Raw genomic sequence first — 19,369 nt, 5'->3', positions numbered from 1 at the left:
GGCCTCCCTTGTTGGAGGCCTCTTTAATCGGTAGACTAGATAATAGAAAACAGCAATAAGTTACATTGAGTTACAGTATGTTTCTTTAAGAATTGTTAAGACGTATAAAAATACAATATGAAACAGCACTTTTCATCTCGCTGTAATAATATGAGTGTGCAAAGTAATATTCCGATTGTACCCAGTAAATCCCCTTTATTTATCTTGTGATCTCTCCTCCAAATTTATTATTCCCTTCGGCGCGACGGAGGCATTTCCCGCGGCGCTGGGTTATATTCTGTTGGTCAAAATAAGTAAACCCGAGTCGTATTCAGTACAAGCGCGGATGACGAACGCTGTCATCTATAAATTGCACTGAGTCGCTGACGGAAAAAAATCCATTCAGGAGCGCACACATGTTAAAAAATGCTTTCTCTAATCTGCAAAAGGTCGGTAAGGCGCTGATGCTGCCAGTATCGGTCTTGCCCGTTGCAGGTATTCTGCTGGGGGTGGGTGCTGCCCACTTCAGCTGGTTGCCGGAAATTGTCTCCCAGTTGATGGAGCAAGCCGGTGGTTCCGTATTCGGTCAGATGGCCCTGCTGTTCGCCGTGGGCGTGGCACTTGGCTTTACCAATAACGACGGTGTATCCGGTCTGTCTGCCATCGTAGGCTACGGCATCATGACCGCTACCTTGAGCGTGATGGCACCTGTGATGGGTGTGGAGAAGATCGATACCGGTGTACTCGGCGGTATCCTCGCCGGTGGTGTCGCCGCCTGGGCGTTCAACCGCTTCTACAAGATCCAGCTGCCAGAGTATCTGGGCTTCTTCGCCGGCAAACGCGCCGTGCCCATCATCACTGGCTTCGTTTCCATCGGTCTGGGTGTGATCCTGTCCGTGATCTGGCCGCCAGTGGGTGGCGCTATCGCCGCCTTCTCCGACTGGGCTGCCAACCAGAACCCGGTACTGGCCTTCGGTATCTACGGCGTGGTTGAACGCTCCCTGATCCCGTTCGGTCTGCACCACATCTGGAACGTCCCCTTCTTCTATCAGGCTGGTACCTGTGTCAACGGTGCCGGTGAAACCGTACACGGCATCATGACCTGCTTCCTGACCGCCAACGATGCTACCCGCGCCGCCGGTAACGGCTTCGGTCAGCTGGCCGGTGGCTATCTGTTCAAGATGTTCGGTCTGCCTGCTGCTGCCTTTGCCATTGCGCATTGTGCCAAGCCGGAAAACCGCGCCAAGATCGTTGGTATCATGGCCTCTGCCGCCCTGACCTCCTTCCTGACCGGTATCACCGAGCCTATCGAGTTCTCCTTCCTGTTCGTTGCCCCGGTACTGTATGCGATTCACGCCCTGCTGGCTGGTCTGGCCTATGTGCTGACCAACTCCCTGGGGATCGTACACGGTCACACCTTCTCCAACGGCTTCATCGACTTCGTGGTGCAGTCACCCCGTGCCGATAACATGCTGTTGCTGGTGGGCCTGGGTCTGGTCTACGCCGTCCTCTACTACGTGGTCTTCACCGTGGTGATCCGTGCCATGAACCTGAAGACTCCGGGTCGTGAAGACGAAGCGGCTGAAGAAACCGTCGCCCAGAGCAAAGACGAGATGTCTGCCGCCCTGGTCGGTGCCTTCGGTGGTAAAGACAACATCGCCTCTCTGGATGCCTGTATCACCCGTCTGCGTGTCGGTGTGAAGGATGTGTCCAAGGTTGACCAGGCTGGTCTGAAGAAACTGGGCGCTGCCGGTGTGGTCGTGGCTGGTTCTGGTGTTCAGGCCATCTTCGGTACCAAGTCCGACAACCTGAAAACCGAGATGGACATCTGGATGAAGAGCAACTAATACAGTTGCCTGAAACTCAGAGTCTGAAAAAGGGAGGCGCAAGCCTCCCTTTTTGCTGGGCGCTCGGCGGCGTATCGGAGGCTGGTGGTGTGTGAGCCCCTCAGCCGGTGACATCGACAGGGTAGGGGCTGCCAGGATGGCTGTATACCATGGGTGGATATGAGCACCGCCAACGCTTAGCACAAAGAAAAAGGGCGCCTGAGGGGCGCCCTTTGCCGTTGCCGGGTCTGGGTTACAGCTTCTCCAGATCCCGCTCTATCTCGCTTATCTTGTTCTGCACCACTTTTTCCAGGTGGCGCAGGTCGCGCAATATCTTCTGCTTGATGTCAGGGTCAGCCTGGACGTGCACCCCCTGAGTCAGGTTGTCCAGCTCATCCACCACGTACTTGAGGTTGGCGTTGATCTCGGTGACATCCTTGTACTCATGGGTGCCCGAATCGATCAATATGGTCTTGCGCTGACGCGGATACTTGAACTTGACACTCTTGGCGAAGAACTCGCCCTTCTGCTTCTTGAAGTAGATCTTGAGGATGTCGTGATTGGCCTCCTGGCGCAGGGTGTAGCTGTCCACTGAGGTGGGTTCCTGGATCCCCAGGCTCTTTAGATTCTCGTACATCGGGCTTCCTCGATTTGAAACGATCCTGACCCATCTATCTTAACCGAGTCACCGTGGCTTGCCTGTGACAGGGGCGCCAAAATCAAAATGGGCCCTAAAGGGCTCTTTCTGTGGGGTTTGCCGGTGGGATAGTCATCGATGGCTAGCAGCAGGGTGTTGATGCCAGGCATCCTGATGGTATCTATATTCATGATGCACAGCACAATTAAAAAAGGCGCCATAAGGCGCCCTTTTTTTTGCACGGCGACATCTTACTCGTCGATGGAGCGCAACAGGGCGTTGATGCCGACCTTGGCACGGGTCTTGGCATCCACCTTCTTGACGATCACGGCGGCGTACAGGCTGTACTTGCCGCACTTGGAAGGCAGGGAGCCGGAGACGACCACCGAGCCAGCCGGCACGCGGCCGTAGTGGATCTCGCCGGTTTCGCGATCATAGATGCGGGTGGACTGGCCGATGAAGACGCCCATGGAGATGACGGAGCCTTCCTCCACGATCACACCCTCAACTACCTCGGAGCGGGCACCGATGAAGCAGTTGTCTTCGATGATGGTCGGGTTGGCCTGCAGCGGCTCCAGTACGCCACCGATGCCGACGCCGCCGGACAGGTGCACGTTCTTGCCGATCTGGGCGCAGGAGCCGACGGTGGCCCAAGTGTCGACCATGGTGCCTTCATCGACGAAGGCGCCGATGTTGACGTAGGAGGGCATCAGCACGGTATTGGGGGCGATGAAGGAGCCTTTGCGGGCGGTCGCCGGCGGCACCACGCGTACCCCGGCAGCCTTGAACTGCTCGGCGGTATAGTCGGAAAACTTGAGGGGAACCTTGTCGTAATACTGGGCGTCGTCACCCTTGATGATGCCGTTGTCATTGATGCGGAAGTAGAGCAGTACCGCCTTCTTCAACCACTGGTGTACCACCCACTCGCCGGCAATCTTCTCGGCGACACGGGCCTTGCCGGAATCCAGCAGTTCGATGACTTGCAGGATGGCGGTCTTGGTGGCGGCATCGACGGAGCCGGGAGTGATGGAATCACGGCGTTCGAAGGCCGCTTCGATGATCTGTTGCAACTCGGTCATGACAGGTTTCCTTTAAATAATTCCGTTTGTTGTATCACACTTTTCCAATTGTTTTTAAGGGCCCGGGCCGATTTCTTCGGGAGAATGGCGACTTATTGTGCGTTGGTTGCTCAAGCGCTTGTTCTGATTGATAAATTAGCATGAAAAGCGGTGTCCAGTGGAGCCGCCTCCAGATTGATCCGCGCCCTCTTCCTGCGGATTGAGCTGATTGACCAAGCGCTCCTCCAGCGCCTGCTGCTCGGCCTGGTTCAGAGGTTCCCCCTCGAGCGTAGTGAGGCTGAAGAAATCCTCCACCCGCTCGCCTATGGTGGTGATCTTGGCCGCATGCAGGGAGAGGCCGCACTGCTGGAACACGGCGCCGATGCGGGCCAACAGCCCCGGGGTATCCAGCGCCGTCAGCTCCAGCAGGGTGTGGCGGGTCTCCCCTTTATGGAGTGGGGAGCGGGGCAAGAACACCACCCGGGTCGGCACACTGAACTGGCGGTGGCGGCGCGACAGTGGCTTGTTGCGCAGCACCAGCTTGCCCGGCTCCTGCAGCGCCTTCTCCAGCGCCTTCCTGATGGTGGCGGTGCGGTTCGGGCTGATGGGATCGCCGGTCGGCTCCAGCACTATGAAGGTATCCAGCACGTAATCGCTGCGCGAATTCATGATCTGGGCGTCGTGGATGTTGAGGTTCTTCTGATCCAGCGCCGAGGCCACGGTGGCGAACAGATTCGGGGTGTCGCGGCAATAGATGAACACCTCGCTGCCGCCCCGGGTGGGGTGCTTGCCGATGATCACCAGCGGGGCGGGATTGTCGCCATGAGCGATGATCTTGCGGCAGTGCCAGGCGATCTGCTCCGGGTTGTGGCGCAGGAAGTAGTCGGCCTTGAAGTCGCTCCACAAGGCGTTGATCGCCTCCTCCGGCACCTCACGTTGTGCCAGGATCTGCTTCGCCTGACGCTGGTTCTCGCGGATCTTGAGCCGCATGTCGGGCGGGTTCTCCAGCCCCTGGCGCAGGGCCTTCTGGGTGGCGAAGTAGAGCTCGCGCAGCAGGGTGCCCTTCCAGTCGTTCCAGAGGGTATCGTTGGTGGCGCAGATATCGGCCACGGTCAGGCAGTAGAGCAAGTCGAGGTGCAGCTCGTCGCGCACCTTCTGGGCAAAATCGGCCACCACCTCAGGATCGTAGATGTCGCGCCGCTGGGCGGTGACCGACATCAGCAGATGGTGGCGCACCAGCCAGGCCACCAGGCGGCTCTCGTAGCGATCCAGGCCGTGCAGCTGGCAAAACTCCAGCGCATCGACGGCGCCGAGCTCGGAGTGATCCCCACGGCGGCCCTTGGCGATGTCGTGGAACAGGGCGGCGATGCTGAGCAGCTCTGGCTTGCGCAGCTGGGTGAACACCTCGTGGCAGAGCGGGTGGGTCTGACGGCTGGCCGGATTGGCGAAGCGATGGATGTTCTTGAGCAGCCGGTGGGTGTGCTCATCCACCGTGTAGGCGTGGAACATGTCGAACTGCATCTGGCCGACGATGAGGTTCCATTGGGGCAGATAGGCCGCGAGGATCCCGTACTTGTGCATCAGGGTGAGCGCTTGACCTATGCCATTGGGGTGGCGCAGCAGCGCCATGAACAGGCGGCGACACTCGGGCAGGTCCTGCAACCAGCAGATGAGGGTGCGCCGCGCCTCGCGCAGCTGGCGCAGGGTGGCGGAGTGAATGCCGGCGATGTCGGGATGCTGGGCAATCTGGTAGAAGAGCCGCAGTATGGCGGCGGGATCGCGGCCAAACAGCTCGGGATCCACCGCATCGATGAGCCGGCCCCGCAGCTGGAACTCGGGGCAGAGGCGGCGGACATCCATGGCGGTGTTGCCGAGAATGGCCTCGTCAAACAGCTGCAGCAGCATCTCGTTGAGCTCGGCGACCCGCCGTACCGTCTGGTAGAAGCGCTTCATCATCTGCTCGACCGGGCCGTTGCCTTCGCCCTCGAAGCCCAGCATCTGGGCCACGGTGCGCTGGCGGTCGAACAGCAGGCGGTTGTCGCCCTTGTTGATGGCCATGTGCAGCGCGAAGCGCACCTTCCACAGAAAGTTCTGGCAGTCGAGCAGCTCGCGATACTCGGCCCGGTTCAGGAAGCCGTGGCTGGTCATCTCATAGAGGGTGGTGGCGCCGAAGTGGCGGCGGGCGACCCAGGCCAGGGTCTGGATGTCGCGCAGCCCCCCCGGGTTGCTCTTGAGATCGGGTTCGAGCTTGTAGGCGGTGCCGAGGAACTGCTGATGGCGCAGGCTCTGCTCCTCGCGTTTGGCGCGAAAGAACTCCTCACTCGGCCAGAAGTGCAGGGGATGGGTCGCGGCTTGCAACTGCTCGAACCCGGCCAGACGACCGGTGATGTAGCGCGCCTCGATGAGGTTGGTGGCGACCGTGATGTCGGCCTGGCCCTGCTCGATGCACTCGGCCACGTTGCGCACCGATTGCCCCACCTCCAGCTTGAGATCCCACAGCAGGGTGATGAACTCGCCGATGCGCAGCCCCAGCACTTCATCCAGCTCCTCCCCTTCATAGAGGATGAGCAGGTCGATGTCGGAGTGGGGATGCAACTCGCCGCGGCCATAGCCGCCCACCGCGATCAGGGTGAGCGGCGTCTTGTCGAAGCCGAATTTCTGCCACAGCCGGATCAGCAACTGATCCATGTACTCGGAGCGGGTGGCCACCAGTTCGATGATGTTGTCACCGGCATCGAAGCGGGCATGCAACCAGACAAGGAAGCGGCTCAAGTACTCCTTGCAGTTCTCGCGGGTGAGCTGATCATCGGGCAACAGATGGGGGGAAAGCAGGCTGGCATCCATGGCATCTCACACTCTGGTCGGGCGGCTAAAAACAAAACCCCGGTGCAGGGCCGGGGTTTGATGTTAACCGTGTTTGTAGAACCGGTCGATAGTGTCGTCTGGGCGCAGGGTCAGCACCTCGCAGCCGTCATCGGTGACCAGCAGGGTGTGCTCCCACTGGGCGGAGTCGCCGCCATCCTTGGTGGTCACGGTCCAGCCATCCTTCGGGTTGACGCGGCAGTGGTATTTCTTGCTGTTGACCATGGGCTCTATGGTGAAGCACATGCCGGCCTTGAGCTCCAGCTTGCCGCCGTTGCGGTAGTGCAGGATCTGCGGCTCTTCATGGAACTCGCTGCCGATGCCGTGGCCACAGTAGTCGCGCACCACGGAGAAACCGGCCTGCTCGACGATGGGCTGGATCACGGCACCGATCTCGGTGATGCACATGCCGGGGCGTACCCGCTTGATGGCGGCGTACAGGCTGTCCTGGGCCACCTTGCACAGCTGGCGGCGCAGCGGGGTAGTCTGACCGACGATGAACATGGCGGAGGTGTCGCCGTGGTAACCATCCTTGATGACGGTGATGTCCAGGTTGATGATGTCCCCTTCCCGCAATTTCTTGTGGTTGGGGATGCCGTGACAGATCACGTCGTTCACCGAGGTGCAGATGGACTTGGGGAAACCGTGGTAGTTGAGGGGGGCGGGGATCGCCTGCTGCACGTTGACGATGTAGTCGTGGCACAGGGTGTTCAGCTCGTCGGTGGTCACGCCGGCGTTGACATGGGGGGCGATCATGACCAGCACATCGGCAGCCAGCTGGCCGGCAATGCGCATCTTTTCAATCTCTTCCGGTGTCTTGATTTTGATGGACATGGGATCTCTCTTGGGGCCTGACTTCTCATCCTGGGATGACCTAAAATCAGGTAATGAAAAATAGATGCGTTTGCAATCAGGGCGAAATTTTATCCCCAACCTCCGTTTACTTCCAGTGTGATTGTCATCACAGCGTCAGCCAGCGGTCGCATTCCCGCTCCTGGGGATCCATTTTTAGCATGGCTGCTGGTGGTGTCCTGACCAAAGTTATGGTATAAAGCGCGCCGGAATGGGGAACTTGCGTCCGCATTTCATCACCCTTACTCAATAACACACACACATCGACACCTGTACCGGGGTGCCCCTTTGGGGTCGGTTACATGGGATGTGTGGAGGCCTAACCCCAATACAGAGGTATAAAATGGCTAAAGTTTCTATGCGCGACATGCTGCAAGCCGGCGTTCACTTCGGTCACCAGACTCGTTACTGGAACCCGAAAATGAAGTCCTACATCTTCGGTGCCCGCAGCAAGGTTCACATCATCAACTTGGAAAAAACCGTTCCGATGTTTGACGATGCCATGAACTTCATCAGCTCCGTAGCTGCCAAGAAAGGCAAGGTACTGTTCGTTGGTACCAAGCGTGCCGCGTCTGAAGCCGTAAAAGATGCCGCCATTCGTTGCGACCAGTTCTATGTTAACCACCGCTGGCTGGGCGGCATGCTGACCAACTGGAAAACCGTTCGTCAGTCCATCAAGCGCCTGAAAGATCTGGAAACCCAGAGCCAAGACGGTACCTTCGAAAAGCTGACCAAGAAAGAGGCGCTGATGCGTACTCGCGAAATGGACAAGCTGGAGAAGAGCCTGGGTGGTATCAAGAACATGGGCGGCCTGCCTGACGTTCTGTTCGTTGTCGATGCCGACCACGAGCACATCGCTATCAAAGAAGCCAACAACCTGGGTATCCCGGTCGTTTCCATCGTTGATACCAACTCCAACCCGGACGGCGTTGATTACGTCATCCCGGGTAACGACGATGCCATCCGTGCCGTCAACCTGTACCTGAATGCTGCTGCTGACACCGTACTGGAAGCTCGCGCTCAGGACATCGTTGTTCAAGCCGAACAAGATGGCTTCGTTGAAGCTGAGTAATTGATAAGGACTGAAAAGCCCTTATTAACCAAGCTGATGTAATTGGTTAGCAGGGGCCCTTGTGGCCCCTGTTTCTTGTCAAATCAAGACCGAGGATACTGAACATGGCTAACGTTACTGCCGCCCTGGTAAAAGAACTGCGCGAGCGCACCGCCGCTGGCATGATGGATTGCAAAAAAGCACTGGAAGAAGCCGCTGGTGACATCGAGCTGGCTATCGAGAACATGCGCAAATCCGGTCAGGCCAAAGCCGCCAAGAAAGCCGGCCGTATCGCCGCTGAAGGCGTGATCTTTGCCCGTACCGAAGGCAACATTGCCGCCATGATCGAGCTGAACAGCGAAACCGACTTCGTCGCCAAAGATGCCAGCTTCATGGCCATGGGCCAGAAGATCGCCGACATCGCCGCGACCCAGAAGATTGCTGACGTTGACGCCCTGAAGGCCGCCGATTTCGGTAACGGTGAGTCCATCGAGCTGACCATCACCAACCTGATCGCCAAGATCGGTGAGAACATGAACCTGCGTCGCGTGATGCTGGTTGAAGGTGACAACCTGGGCACCTACGTACACGGTTCCCGTATCGGTGTTATCACCAAGCTGATCGGTGGTACTGCCGAGCTGGCCAAAGATCTGGCCATGCACGTTGCTGCCAACAGCCCGCAGTTCGTCAAGCCGGAAGACGTGTCCGCCGAAGTCGTTGCCAAAGAGCGCGAAATCCAGATCGACATCGCCATCAACTCCGGCAAGCCGAAAGACATCGCCGAGAAGATGGTTGAAGGCCGCATGAAGAAGTTTACCGGTGAGGTTTCCCTGACTGGTCAGCCGTTCGTGAAAGATCCTTCCATGACCGTTGCCGAGCTGCTGAAGAAAGAAGGCGCTGACGTTGTTTCCTTCACCCGTTTCGAAGTGGGCGAAGGCATCGAGAAGCAAGAGACCGATTTCGCGGCTGAAGTTGCAGCCCAAATCGCGGCCGCTCAGAAGGCTTAATCGAACCGGTTTTTCCGTTTCCCCAGACCGCGACTTATGTCGCGGTCTTTATATGACCAGGAATCAGTGACATGAGTACCAATCCCAAGCCTGCATACAGACGTGTTCTTCTGAAGTTGAGTGGTGAAGCCCTGCAAGGATCCGAGGGTTTTGGCATTGATCCAGCGGTGCTGGAACGGATGGCCCAAGAGATCAAAGAGCTGGTTGAGCTGGGTGTTCAGGTCGGTCTGGTCATCGGCGGCGGCAACCTGTTCCGCGGTGCCGGTCTTGCCAAGGCGGGCATGAACCGCGTGGTGGGTGACCACATGGGCATGCTGGCGACCGTCATGAACGGCCTGGCCATGCGTGATGCCCTGCATCGTGCTTATGTGAATGCTCGTCTGATGTCTGCCATCTCGCTGCAAGGCGTCTGCGACTCCTATAGCTGGGCCGAGGCCATCAGCCAGCTGCGCGCCGGCAAGGTGGTGATCTTCTCTGCCGGTACCGGCAACCCCTTCTTTACCACCGACTCCGCAGCCTGCCTGCGTGGCATCGAGATCGAAGCCGACGTGGTGCTCAAGGCCACCAAGGTCGATGGTGTATTCAACGAGGATCCGGTTAAGAATCCGGACGCCGTGCTGTATCATGAGCTCAGCTACAACGAAGTGCTTGATAAAGAGCTCAAAGTGATGGATCTTGCAGCCTTTACCCTGGCCCGTGATCACGACTTGCCGATCCGGGTGTTCAACATGAACAAACCGGGTGCCCTGCGCCGCGTTGTCATGGGTGAGCCGGAAGGCACACTGATCCATCACATCAGCAAATAAGGTAGCAGCAAGCCGGAAGGCGCTCTTATCCATTACGTCAGTAAATAAGTCAGAAGCGGACCTGCTCAGGGTTCGCTCGTCAAAAGGAAAACCACTGTGATCAACGAGATTAAAAACGACGCCAAGGACCGCATGGCCAAGAGCGTAGAATCGCTCAAGACCCAGATGTCCAAGATCCGTACCGGCCGCGCTCACCCGAGCCTGCTCGACGGTATCCAGGTGGAGTATTACGGTGCAGCCACTCCTCTGAAACAGTTGGCTAACGTAGTGGCAGAAGATGCCCGCACCCTGTCCATCTCCATCTTCGATCGCTCCATGATCCAGGCGGTGGAAAAAGCCATCCTGACCTCGGATCTGGGCCTGAACCCGTCCAGCAACGGTCAGACTCTGCGCGTGCCGTTGCCGCCGCTGACCGAAGAGCGTCGCCGCGATCTGACCAAGATCGTTCGCGCCGAAGCCGAAGGCGCCCGGGTTGCCGTGCGCAACATCCGTCGCGATGCCAACGCCGACCTGAAATCCTTGCTCAAGGACAAAGAGATCTCCGAAGACGACGATCGTCGCGCTCAGGAAGAGATCCAGAAGCTCACCGACGCCTTCATCAAGCTGATAGACGAAGCCCTGGCTGCGAAGGAAAAGGAGCTAATGGAAATCTAAGCCTCCGACAGGTATATTACGAGCGCCGTGTAGTGCCCCTGCACGGCGCTTTTGTCTTTGTGGGAGAAATGAATGTCGCTTTTGGCAGCGCTAGGCGATAGCGCCAGCTCGTCCTTGCCTCGTCACGTCGCCATCATCATGGATGGCAACGGTCGCTGGGCTCAGAACCGTGGCAAGATGCGGGTCTTTGGCCACAAGGCGGGCGTGAAGTCCGTGCGCGAGGCCGTGACCTTTGCCGCCCGTGCCAAGCTGGAGGCGCTGACCCTGTTTGCGTTCTCCAGCGAGAACTGGCGGCGCCCGGAAGGGGAGGTGAATGCCCTGATGGAGCTGTTCCTGACGGTGCTGGGCCGCGAGGTGAAGAAGTTGCACAGCAACGGCATTCGGCTCAAGGTGATAGGCGACACAGCCCGTTTCAGCGATCGGCTGCAGGCCAAGATCGCCAAGGCCGAGGCGCTGACCGCCGACAACCAGGGGCTGACCCTCAACATCGCCGCCAACTATGGTGGCCAGTGGGACATCGCCCAGGCGGCCCGCAAGCTGGCCCGCGCCGTGGCGGCTGGTGAGCTGGATGCCGAGGCGGTCGATGAGACTGCGCTGGCGCAGCAGGTCTGCATGGCCGACCTGCCGCCGGTGGATCTGCTGATCCGCACCGGAGGCGATCATCGCATCAGCAATTTTGTGCTATGGCAGCTCGCCTATGCCGAGCTTTATTTTACCCCGGTATTGTGGCCCGATTTCAACGAGGCCGAGTTCAGCGAGGCGGTTGCCTCCTTCGTGACCCGCGAGCGCCGCTTCGGGTGCACGGGTGAACAGATACGGGAATTGATCGCCGAGCACCAGACCGGCTAAACCCCGCTCCCAAGAGAGAGGTTTCTTTTGCTAAAACAACGAATTATTACCGCATTACTGTTAGTACCCCTGGTTTTGGGGGCACTGTTTTTCCTGCCGTTGAAATTCTTTGCCCTGCTGGCTGCCCTGGTCTTCTTGCTGGCTAGCCGCGAGTGGAGCGCCTTCGTCTCTGCCCAGCCGCAGCAATGGCTGCCGCTGGTGTTCTGTCTGCTGCTCGGGGCCAGTCTGTTCTGGGTGCCGGTGGAGCAGCTCTGGATCCCTCACCTGCATCCTCTGTTGATGGGGGTGCTCTGGACGGCGGTCAGTTGGTGGCTGCTGGGCCTGCTGCTGGTGCTGCGCTATCCCCAGAGCGCCAGCCTGTGGAAAAAGTCCGTCTGGCTGAAATCCCTGTTTGGTCTGGTCACCCTGGTGCCCTTCTTCTGGTCACTGGTGGCCATCCGTGGCTACAACTTCTATCACGACCCCATGATGGGGGCCTGGATCCTGCTGTTCGTCATGGGCCTGGTCTGGGCGGCAGATTCTGGCGCGTATTTCTTCGGCAAGGCGTTTGGTAAACACAAGCTGGCACCGGCCGTCAGTCCGGGCAAAACCATTGAGGGCATGCTGGGCGGCCTGTTTACCGCCAGCCTGCTGGCGATTGGTGTAACCTGGTTCATGGGCCTCGTGCCCGCCAAGATGGGTGTCGTACTGCTGTGCTCCCTGCTGGCGGTGCTGGCCTCCGTGCTCGGCGATCTCACCGAGAGCATGTTCAAACGGGAGGCGGGCATCAAGGATTCCGGCACCCTGCTGCCGGGCCACGGTGGCATTCTCGATCGCATCGACAGCCTGACGGCGGCCCTGCCGGTCTTCCTGCTCAGCTATCTGTTACTCGGTCAGGGGTTTTGATGCATAACTCTCTGATGATATCGAGGGCCGCTGGCTCCATCGGTCTGTTACTCGTTCAGGAGTCTTGATGCACAACTCACTGGTGATCCTGGGAGCGTCCGGCTCCATCGGTCAGAGCACCCTCAGGGTACTGCGGCAGAATCCGGGCCGCTGGCAGGTGTTGGCGCTGACGGCTGCCCGCAGCGTGGACGCCATGCTGCGCGATTGTCTCGAATTCTCCCCCCGTTTCGCCGTCATGGTGGATGAGGGCGCGGCCCGCGAACTGGCCGAGCGGCTCAGGACCCACGGCAGCGCCACCCGGGTGCTGGCCGGTCAGGCGGCCCTGTGCGAGGTCGCCGCTCACCCGGATGCCCACAGCGTGATGGCGGCCATCGTCGGGGCCGCGGGGCTGGCCCCCACCATGGCGGCCGTGCGTGCCGGCAAGCGGATCCTGCTGGCCAACAAGGAGGCGCTGGTGATGTCCGGAGCTTTCTTCATGGAGGCGGTTCGCCACCATGGGGCCGAGTTGCTGCCCATCGACAGCGAACACAACGCCATCTTCCAGTGCCTGCCAGAGGCCATTCAGCGTCAACCCGGCTTCTGCGATCTGGCGGGGGCGGGCATCAGCAAGATCCTGCTGACCGGCTCGGGCGGCCCCTTCCGCTATACCGATATCAACGCGCTGGACAAGGTCACGCCGGCCCAGGCGATCGCGCACCCCAACTGGTCCATGGGGGCCAAGATCTCGGTGGACTCCGCCACCATGATCAACAAGGGGCTGGAGTACATAGAGGCGCGCTGGCTGTTCAATGCCCTCCCTGAGCAGATCCAGGTGGTGATCCATCCCCAGTCGGTCATCCACTCCATGGTGCAGTACAAGGACGGCTCAGTGCTGGCCCAGCTCGGCAACCCCGACATGTGTACCCCCATCGCCCACGCCCTGGCCTATCCGGGCAGGGTAGAGTCTGGGGTGGAACCTTTGGATTTCTTCAGTGTCGGAGAGTTCAGCTTTATCCGTCCCGACTACGAACGCTATCCCTGTCTGGCGCTGGCCATGGCGGCCTGCCAGCAAGGACAGGCGGCGACCACCTCGCTCAATGCCGCCAATGAAGAGGCCGTAGCGGCTTTTCTTGCAGAGCGGATTGGATTTATGGATATTGCCAGAGTCAATGAGTCCATCATGGCGGCGCTGGGCAGTTCTGCCGTAACATCGCTTGACGATTTGATTGCACTGGATGGCACGGCGCGTGTCCGTGCCCACCAACTGATAGAGGAGCTTGCTCGATGAACGGACTGTGCTGGCCAGAGGCCCCTCTCTACGCCCTCGGGTATGACCTCGGGGTCAACCACTGATGGGTGTTGTACTGTGGAATGACAACGCCCTCGGGCGCCCCGTTGGCGATGAGCACGAGGTGATCGGCTGATGGGCGGCGTACTGTGGAATATCGGTGCCTTCATCGTCGCCCTCGGGCTGCTGGTGGCGGTGCATGAGTTTGGCCACTTCTGGGTGGCCCGCCGCTGTGGCGTCAAGGTGGAGCGCTTCTCCATCGGCTTTGGCAAGGCGATCTGGCGCCGTGTCGGCAAGGACGGCACCGAGTACGTGCTGGCCCTGATCCCGCTGGGTGGCTACGTCAAGATGCTGGACGGTCGGGTCGATGAACTCAAGCCGGGGGAAGAGGCGCAGGCCTTCAATCACAAGAGCGTCTGGGCGCGGATGGCGATCGTCGCGGCCGGCCCCATGGCGAACTTCGTGTTCGCCCTGTTCGCCTTCTGGCTGATGTTCATGATAGGTGTGCCCAGTGTCAAGCCGGTGATCGGCGAGGTGCGCCCCGCCTCCATCGTGGCCCAGGCTGGCATCACGCCGGGCATGGAGATCGTCGGGGTCGGCGATGAGGCCACCGGGGACTGGGAGAGCGTGACCTACGCCCTCATCAGCCATCTGGGGGACAAGTCGGTACAGCTCAAGTTGAAGGCGGCGGACACCAGCTATGGGATCGACAAGACGCTGATGCTGGAGAGCTGGACCTTCGATCCGGACAAAGAGTCTCCCATCGGCAGCCTGGGGATAGTGCCGCTCGGTGGCAAGGTGCTCCCGGTGGTCGAGGCCATCGTGCCCAAGAGCGCCAGTGAGAAAGCCGGCATGCAGGTGGGGGATCGCATCAAGCGGGTCGGCGAGCAGGAGATCACCGAATGGACCCAGTTCGTCGAGCGGGTACAGCAATCGCCGGAGCAGCCACTGCAGGTGATGGTGGAGCGCGGGGGGAATGAGTTGACCCTGACCCTGCTGCCGGACGTGAAAAAAGTACGGGGCCAGCTGGTCGGTTTCGTCGGCCTGTCGCCGCAACTGGTTCCATTACCGGATGAGTATCGAGTTCTGTTACAGTATGGGCCTTTGCAAGCCCTGTGGCATGGGGTCCAGAAGACCTGGAGCCTGATCACGCTGACCTTTGACATGATCGGCAAGCTGATCGGCGGCATCGTCTCGTTGGACAATCTGAGCGGCCCCATCTCCATCGCCAAGGGGGCCGGCAGCAGCGCCGATTACGGGTTGGTCTATTTCCTCGGTTTCCTGGCGTTGATCAGCGTCAACCTGGGGATCATCAACCTGTTTCCCCTGCCGGTGCTGGATGGAGGCCACTTGGTCTACTTCCTCATCGAGGCAGTCACCGGCAAGCCGGTACCAGAAAAAATTCAGGAAGTTGGGTTCAGGATAGGCGCCGCCATTCTGATGTTACTGATGGGCATTGCGCTGTTTAATGATTTCGCTCGCCTCTGAGGCTAGAGCATCAACAAGGACACATAAGAACAAAATGGCTGTTAAAAAAGCATTGGTGTTGAGTTGCCTGCTGGGAGCCAGCTTCCTGGCTCAGGCGGCCCCTGCCTCTTTTGTGGTGCAAGACATTCAGGTCGAGGGTCTGCAGCGGGTGACCCTGGGCGCCGCCCTGTTGAATCTGCCGGTCCGGGTCGGTGACTCCGTGGACTCGGTGGCCCTGGCCAACGCCATCAAGAAGCTGTATGCCTCGGGTAACTTCGAGGACGTCAAAGTCTATCGTGACGGCCAGGTGCTGCAAGTCGTGGTGAAGGAGCGCCCGACCATCTCCAGCATCGAGTTCTCCGGTAACAAGGACATCAAGGAAGAGCAGCTGACCCAGAGCCTGGAGTCCTCCGGCATCCGGGTGGGCGATCCGCTGGATCGTACCGTGCTGAGCTCCCTCGAGAAGGGGCTGGAAGACTTCTACTATGGCGTGGGCAAATACTCCGCCAAGGTCAAGGCCATCGTCACCCCCTTGCCCCGTAACCGGGTCGATCTCAAGTTCACCTTCGTGGAAGGGGAAGCGGCCAAGATCCAGCAGATCAACATCGTCGGCAACCAGGTGTTCCCGGAAGAGAAACTGCTGGCCCAGCTCTCCCTCAAGGATGATGTGCCCTGGTGGAACTTCACCGGCGATCAGCGCTATCAGAAGCAGAAGCTGGCCGGCGACATCGAAGTGCTGCGCTCCTACTACATGGACCGTGGCTACATCCGCTTCCAGCAGGAGTCCACCCAGGTCTCCATGACCCCGGACAAGAAGGGGGTCTACGTCACCCTGAACATCAAGGAAGGGGATCAGTACAAGGTCTCCGGCATCCAGGTCAAGGGCGACCTCATCGATCGCGGCAGCGAGATGAAGGGGCTCATCCCCATCGAGGCAGGCAGCGTCTACTCCGCCAGCCAGGTGACCCACACCGAAGAGGTGCTCTCCAAGTTCCTCGGTCGTTACGGCTACGCCTATCCCAAGGTGACCACCTTCCCGCAGGTCAACGACGAGACGAAGGAAGTGGAGCTGATCGTCAACATCGAGCCGGGCCCCCGAGTTTACGTGCGCAACATCAACTTCAGCGGCAACGTCACCACCCAGGACGAAGTGCTGCGGCGCGAGATGCGCCAGATGGAAGGCACCTGGCTCTCCTCCGACAACGTCGAACAGTCCAAGACCCGTCTCAACCGCCTCGGCTTCTTCGAGAGCGCGGAAGTGGACACCAAGCGGGTGCCGGGCAGCGATGATCAGGTCGATCTCGACTTCAAGGTCAAGGAGCAGCCAGCCGGCTCCATCAACGCGGGCATCGGCTACGGTACCGAATCGGGTCTGAGTCTGCAGGCTGGCCTGCAGCAGGACAACTTCATGGGTACCGGCAAGAAGATCGGTATCAACGCCAGCACCAACGACTACTCGAAGAACATCGATCTCAGCTACAACGATCCCTACTTCACCGTCGACGGTGTCAGCCTGGGTGGCCGACTCTACTACAACGAATTCAGCGCGGCCGATGCCAACATCGTTGACTACGAGAACACCACCATCGGCTTCCGCCTCTCCAGTGGCTTCCCGGTCAACGAGAACAACCGCCTCGATTTCAGCCTCGGCTACGAGAACAACAAGCTGTCCCAGCCCAACCCCTATGTGCAGGTGGATGAGTTCTGGAAGGTGTACAGCGGCAACCTGGATGGCGACAACCGCATGGTGTTCAACACCGTCGACGTCACCGCCGGCTGGACCCGCTCTACCCTCAACAAGGGCCAGTTCCCGACCGCCGGTGACCGTCAGCGGGTCAACGCCAAGGTGACTTTGCCTGGCATGGATCTGCAGTACTTCAAGCTGAATGCCGAAGATGCCCACTACTTCCCGTTCGATGCGGACCACCAATGGGTCATGCTGGCCAAGGCCCGCGCCTCCTACGGTAACGGTTACGGCAGCAACGGTGACTATGACCACGTGCTGCCCTTCTTCGAGAACTACTATGCCGGTGGTTTCGATACCCTGCGTGGCTTCAAGAGCAACACCGTGGGTCCGAAGGCGCTCTATTACTACAACCTGGGTGGTAACGACGTGATCCAGGGCACCGACAGCTCGGTGGGTGGCAACGCCCTGGCGGTCGCCTCCCTCGAGATGATAGTGCCGACGCCCTTCGCCTCCGAAAGCTATCAGCCCCAGCTGCGGACCAGCTTCTTCATCGATGCCGGCAGCGTGTGGGATACCACCTTCAACTATGACCAGTACCAGAACCGCTGCTTCAGCGGTTGTAACTACCTGATGGATTACTCCGACCCCAGCAATATCCGGGTGTCGGCCGGTCTGTCGCTGCAGTGGCTCTCTCCCATGGGTCCGCTGGTATTCGTGCTGGCTCAGCCACTCAAGAAATACGAAGGGGATGATACTGAAGTATTCTCCTTCAACATCGGCCGTACCTTCTAAAGAGGGCGGACGCTCCCCCACCTCGGTGGGGGTATTCAATGATGGGACGCGCAGCTTGCGTGCCTCACCAGGTAACAAGCCGGTCCCAAGGACTGCTTGCACAATCAGTTAAATCAGGTAGCCCTCGACCGAGGGACCAAGGAGTAAGTGTGAATAAAGCGTTGAAAGTAGCTGGTTTGAGTTTTGCACTGATGGCTGCCGGTATGGGCTCCGCCTGGGCTGAGACCAAGATTGCCGTGGTTGACATGGGCGAAGTCTTCCAAAAGCTGCCCCAGCGTGAAGCCGTGGCCAAGAAGCTGAAGGGCGAGTTCGAGCCGCGCATGCGCGAGCTGCAGAAGCTGGAATCCGACGGTCAGGCACTGGTCGAGAAGTTCAAGAAGGACGAAGCCTTCATGAGCAACGAGCAGAAGAAGCAGAACCAGGAGAAGCTGGCCAAGCTGCAGATGGAGTTCAACCAGAAGCGTCAGGCGTTTGAGAAAGACAACGGCCGTCGCCAGGCGGAAGAGCGCAACAAGATCCTGACCAAGGTCCAGGCTGCCATCGATTCCATCGCCAAGAGCAATGGTTATGATCTGGTGCTGGAGCGCAATGCCGCGCCTTATGCCGCCAGCAAGCTGGACATCTCTTCCCAGGTTATTTCTCAGGTAAGCAAGAGCAACTAATTGATGGCATTCACTCTCGCACAGCTGGCCCAGCAACTGGGGGCCCAGGTCCATGGCGATGGGACCCAGGAAATCCGCAAGGTAGCGACACTGGAAAAGGCCGGGGAGGGTGACATTGCCTTCCTGTCCAATCAAAAATACCGGCATTATCTGGAGCAGAGCAAGGCCACGGCCGTGCTCATTACAGAGGCGGATTTGCCATTTTGTCCCACCAATGCCCTGGTGCTCAAAGACCCCTATGTGGGTTTTGCCCGGGTAGCCCAACTGCTGGACACCACCCCGCAGCCGGCCACGGATATCCATCCGAGCGCCGTCATCGCGGCGGACGTGCAACTGGGCGAGAGAGTGGCCATCGGCGCCAATGCGGTCATCGAATCCGGCGTCGTGCTGGGGGATGACGTGCGCATTGGCCCGGGTTGTTTCGTTGGCAAGCATACCCGACTGGGAGCGCGCTCCCGGTTGTGGGCCAACGTCACCCTCTATCACAACGTGACCCTGGGCACAGACTGTCTGGTGCAAGCCGGCACTGTGATCGGGGCCGATGGCTTCGGTTATGCCAACGAACGCGGCGAGTGGATCAAGATCCCCCAGCTCGGTGGCGTGACCATTGGCAACCGGGTCGAGATCGGAGCCTGTACCACCATAGACCGGGGTGCGCTGGAAGATACCCGCATCGCGGATAACGTCATCATCGACAACCAGTGCCAGATCGCCCACAACGTCGAGATCGGTTATGGCACAGCCATCGCGGGTGCGACCACGATGGCCGGTAGTCTCAAGGTCGGCAAATATTGTATCATTGGCGGCGCCTCCGTCTTTAACGGGCACATGGAGATCTGCGACCAGGCCACCATCACAGGTATGGCCATGGTGATGCGACCCATTACCGAGCCCGGTATCTACTCTTCCGGCATCCCCCTGCAATCCAATAAAGAGTGGCGCAAAACCGCCGCCCGGGTGATGCGTATCGAAGAGATGCACAAGCGGTTGAACCGACTTGAGAAAAAGCTGGGTCAAGAATAATCACG

16 protein-coding genes are annotated in these 19,369 nt (G+C 59.3%); 12 read left to right on the top strand and 4 right to left on the bottom strand.

Features of this window, described 5'->3' with window-relative positions:
• Positions 1–395: 395 nt before the first annotated feature.
• Entirely contained in the window at positions 396–1,826 is a 1,431-nt protein-coding gene (gene ptsG, locus EL255_RS16040; protein WP_042654071.1) for a PTS glucose transporter subunit IIBC, read from the top strand.
• A gap of 232 nt (positions 1,827–2,058) precedes the next feature.
• Here ptsG and EL255_RS16035 read toward each other — a convergent pair whose 3' ends face one another.
• From EL255_RS16035 to map, 4 genes are all read right to left on the bottom strand, one after another.
• Complete coding sequence (locus tag EL255_RS16035; RefSeq protein ID WP_042654070.1) at positions 2,059–2,442, bottom strand: DUF3461 family protein; 384 nt, start codon at positions 2,440–2,442, stop codon at positions 2,059–2,061.
• A gap of 251 nt (positions 2,443–2,693) precedes the next feature.
• Positions 2,694–3,521 (bottom strand): 2,3,4,5-tetrahydropyridine-2,6-dicarboxylate N-succinyltransferase, encoded by an 828-nt coding sequence (gene dapD / locus EL255_RS16030; RefSeq protein WP_042654069.1) that lies wholly within the window; start codon positions 3,519–3,521, stop codon positions 2,694–2,696.
• A gap of 135 nt (positions 3,522–3,656) precedes the next feature.
• Complete coding sequence (glnD, locus tag EL255_RS16025) at positions 3,657–6,344, bottom strand: bifunctional uridylyltransferase/uridylyl-removing protein GlnD (protein WP_042654068.1); 2,688 nt, start codon at positions 6,342–6,344, stop codon at positions 3,657–3,659.
• A gap of 63 nt (positions 6,345–6,407) precedes the next feature.
• Positions 6,408–7,196, bottom strand: coding sequence for a type I methionyl aminopeptidase (map, locus tag EL255_RS16020; protein WP_042654067.1), 789 nt, complete (start codon positions 7,194–7,196; stop codon positions 6,408–6,410).
• Positions 7,197–7,557: 361 nt separating this feature from the next.
• On the opposite strand from map, the gene rpsB reads away from it, so the two are divergent.
• From rpsB to lpxD, 11 genes are all read left to right on the top strand, one after another.
• Complete coding sequence (rpsB, locus tag EL255_RS16015; RefSeq protein WP_042654066.1) at positions 7,558–8,286, top strand: 30S ribosomal protein S2; 729 nt, start codon at positions 7,558–7,560, stop codon at positions 8,284–8,286.
• 104 nt (positions 8,287–8,390) lie between these two features.
• Positions 8,391–9,272 (top strand): translation elongation factor Ts, encoded by an 882-nt coding sequence (tsf, locus tag EL255_RS16010; RefSeq protein ID WP_042654065.1) that lies wholly within the window; start codon positions 8,391–8,393, stop codon positions 9,270–9,272.
• A gap of 71 nt (positions 9,273–9,343) precedes the next feature.
• The gene (pyrH, locus tag EL255_RS16005; protein WP_042654064.1) at positions 9,344–10,078 is read left to right on the top strand and encodes a UMP kinase; all 735 of its coding nucleotides are present in this window, start codon (positions 9,344–9,346) and stop codon (positions 10,076–10,078) included.
• A 96-nt stretch (positions 10,079–10,174) separates the two neighbouring features.
• On the top strand, positions 10,175–10,732 hold the full coding sequence (gene frr / locus EL255_RS16000; protein WP_042654063.1) for a ribosome recycling factor: 558 nt from the start codon (positions 10,175–10,177) through the stop codon (positions 10,730–10,732).
• Positions 10,733–10,804: 72 nt separating this feature from the next.
• Positions 10,805–11,581, top strand: a complete 777-nt coding sequence (gene uppS, locus EL255_RS15995; protein WP_042654062.1) for a polyprenyl diphosphate synthase — start codon at positions 10,805–10,807, stop codon at positions 11,579–11,581.
• A gap of 27 nt (positions 11,582–11,608) precedes the next feature.
• Positions 11,609–12,466 carry a phosphatidate cytidylyltransferase gene (locus EL255_RS15990; RefSeq protein ID WP_042654061.1) on the top strand — a complete coding sequence of 286 codons (858 nt, stop codon included), beginning with the start codon at positions 11,609–11,611 and terminating at the stop codon, positions 12,464–12,466.
• Between the two features lie 67 nt (positions 12,467–12,533).
• On the top strand, positions 12,534–13,733 hold the full coding sequence (gene ispC / locus EL255_RS15985; RefSeq protein WP_042654060.1) for a 1-deoxy-D-xylulose-5-phosphate reductoisomerase: 1,200 nt from the start codon (positions 12,534–12,536) through the stop codon (positions 13,731–13,733).
• 135 nt (positions 13,734–13,868) lie between these two features.
• Entirely contained in the window at positions 13,869–15,221 is a 1,353-nt protein-coding gene (gene rseP / locus EL255_RS15980) for a sigma E protease regulator RseP (RefSeq protein ID WP_042654059.1), read from the top strand.
• A gap of 34 nt (positions 15,222–15,255) precedes the next feature.
• Entirely contained in the window at positions 15,256–17,679 is a 2,424-nt protein-coding gene (bamA, locus tag EL255_RS15975) for an outer membrane protein assembly factor BamA (RefSeq protein WP_042654058.1), read from the top strand.
• Between the two features lie 149 nt (positions 17,680–17,828).
• On the top strand, positions 17,829–18,341 hold the full coding sequence (locus EL255_RS15970) for an OmpH/Skp family outer membrane protein (RefSeq protein WP_042654057.1): 513 nt from the start codon (positions 17,829–17,831) through the stop codon (positions 18,339–18,341).
• Between the two features lie 3 nt (positions 18,342–18,344).
• On the top strand, positions 18,345–19,364 hold the full coding sequence (gene lpxD, locus EL255_RS15965; protein WP_042654315.1) for a UDP-3-O-(3-hydroxymyristoyl)glucosamine N-acyltransferase: 1,020 nt from the start codon (positions 18,345–18,347) through the stop codon (positions 19,362–19,364).
• The last annotated feature ends 5 nt before the right edge of the window (positions 19,365–19,369 follow it).

The sequence above is a fragment of the Aeromonas encheleia genome (genome assembly GCF_900637545.1).
GTDB classification, from domain to species: Bacteria; Pseudomonadota; Gammaproteobacteria; order Enterobacterales; family Aeromonadaceae; genus Aeromonas; species Aeromonas encheleia.
This window is presented reverse-complemented; position numbering and strand designations above follow the sequence as displayed.

Coding starts and splice junctions, on each gene's coding strand:
- ptsG (WP_042654071.1), top strand. CDS start 396: ATGTTAAAAAATGCTTTCTCTAATCTGCAAAAGGTCGGTAAGGCGCTG.
- EL255_RS16035 (WP_042654070.1), bottom strand. CDS start 2,442: ATGTACGAGAATCTAAAGAGCCTGGGGATCCAGGAACCCACCTCAGTG.
- dapD (WP_042654069.1), bottom strand. CDS start 3,521: ATGACCGAGTTGCAACAGATCATCGAAGCGGCCTTCGAACGCCGTGAT.
- glnD (WP_042654068.1), bottom strand. CDS start 6,344: ATGGATGCCAGCCTGCTTTCCCCCCATCTGTTGCCCGATGATCAGCTC.
- map (WP_042654067.1), bottom strand. CDS start 7,196: ATGTCCATCAAAATCAAGACACCGGAAGAGATTGAAAAGATGCGCATT.
- rpsB (WP_042654066.1), top strand. CDS start 7,558: ATGGCTAAAGTTTCTATGCGCGACATGCTGCAAGCCGGCGTTCACTTC.
- tsf (WP_042654065.1), top strand. CDS start 8,391: ATGGCTAACGTTACTGCCGCCCTGGTAAAAGAACTGCGCGAGCGCACC.
- pyrH (WP_042654064.1), top strand. CDS start 9,344: ATGAGTACCAATCCCAAGCCTGCATACAGACGTGTTCTTCTGAAGTTG.
- uppS (WP_042654062.1), top strand. CDS start 10,805: ATGTCGCTTTTGGCAGCGCTAGGCGATAGCGCCAGCTCGTCCTTGCCT.
- ispC (WP_042654060.1), top strand. CDS start 12,534: ATGCACAACTCACTGGTGATCCTGGGAGCGTCCGGCTCCATCGGTCAG.
- rseP (WP_042654059.1), top strand. CDS start 13,869: ATGGGCGGCGTACTGTGGAATATCGGTGCCTTCATCGTCGCCCTCGGG.
- bamA (WP_042654058.1), top strand. CDS start 15,256: ATGGCTGTTAAAAAAGCATTGGTGTTGAGTTGCCTGCTGGGAGCCAGC.
- lpxD (WP_042654315.1), top strand. CDS start 18,345: ATGGCATTCACTCTCGCACAGCTGGCCCAGCAACTGGGGGCCCAGGTC.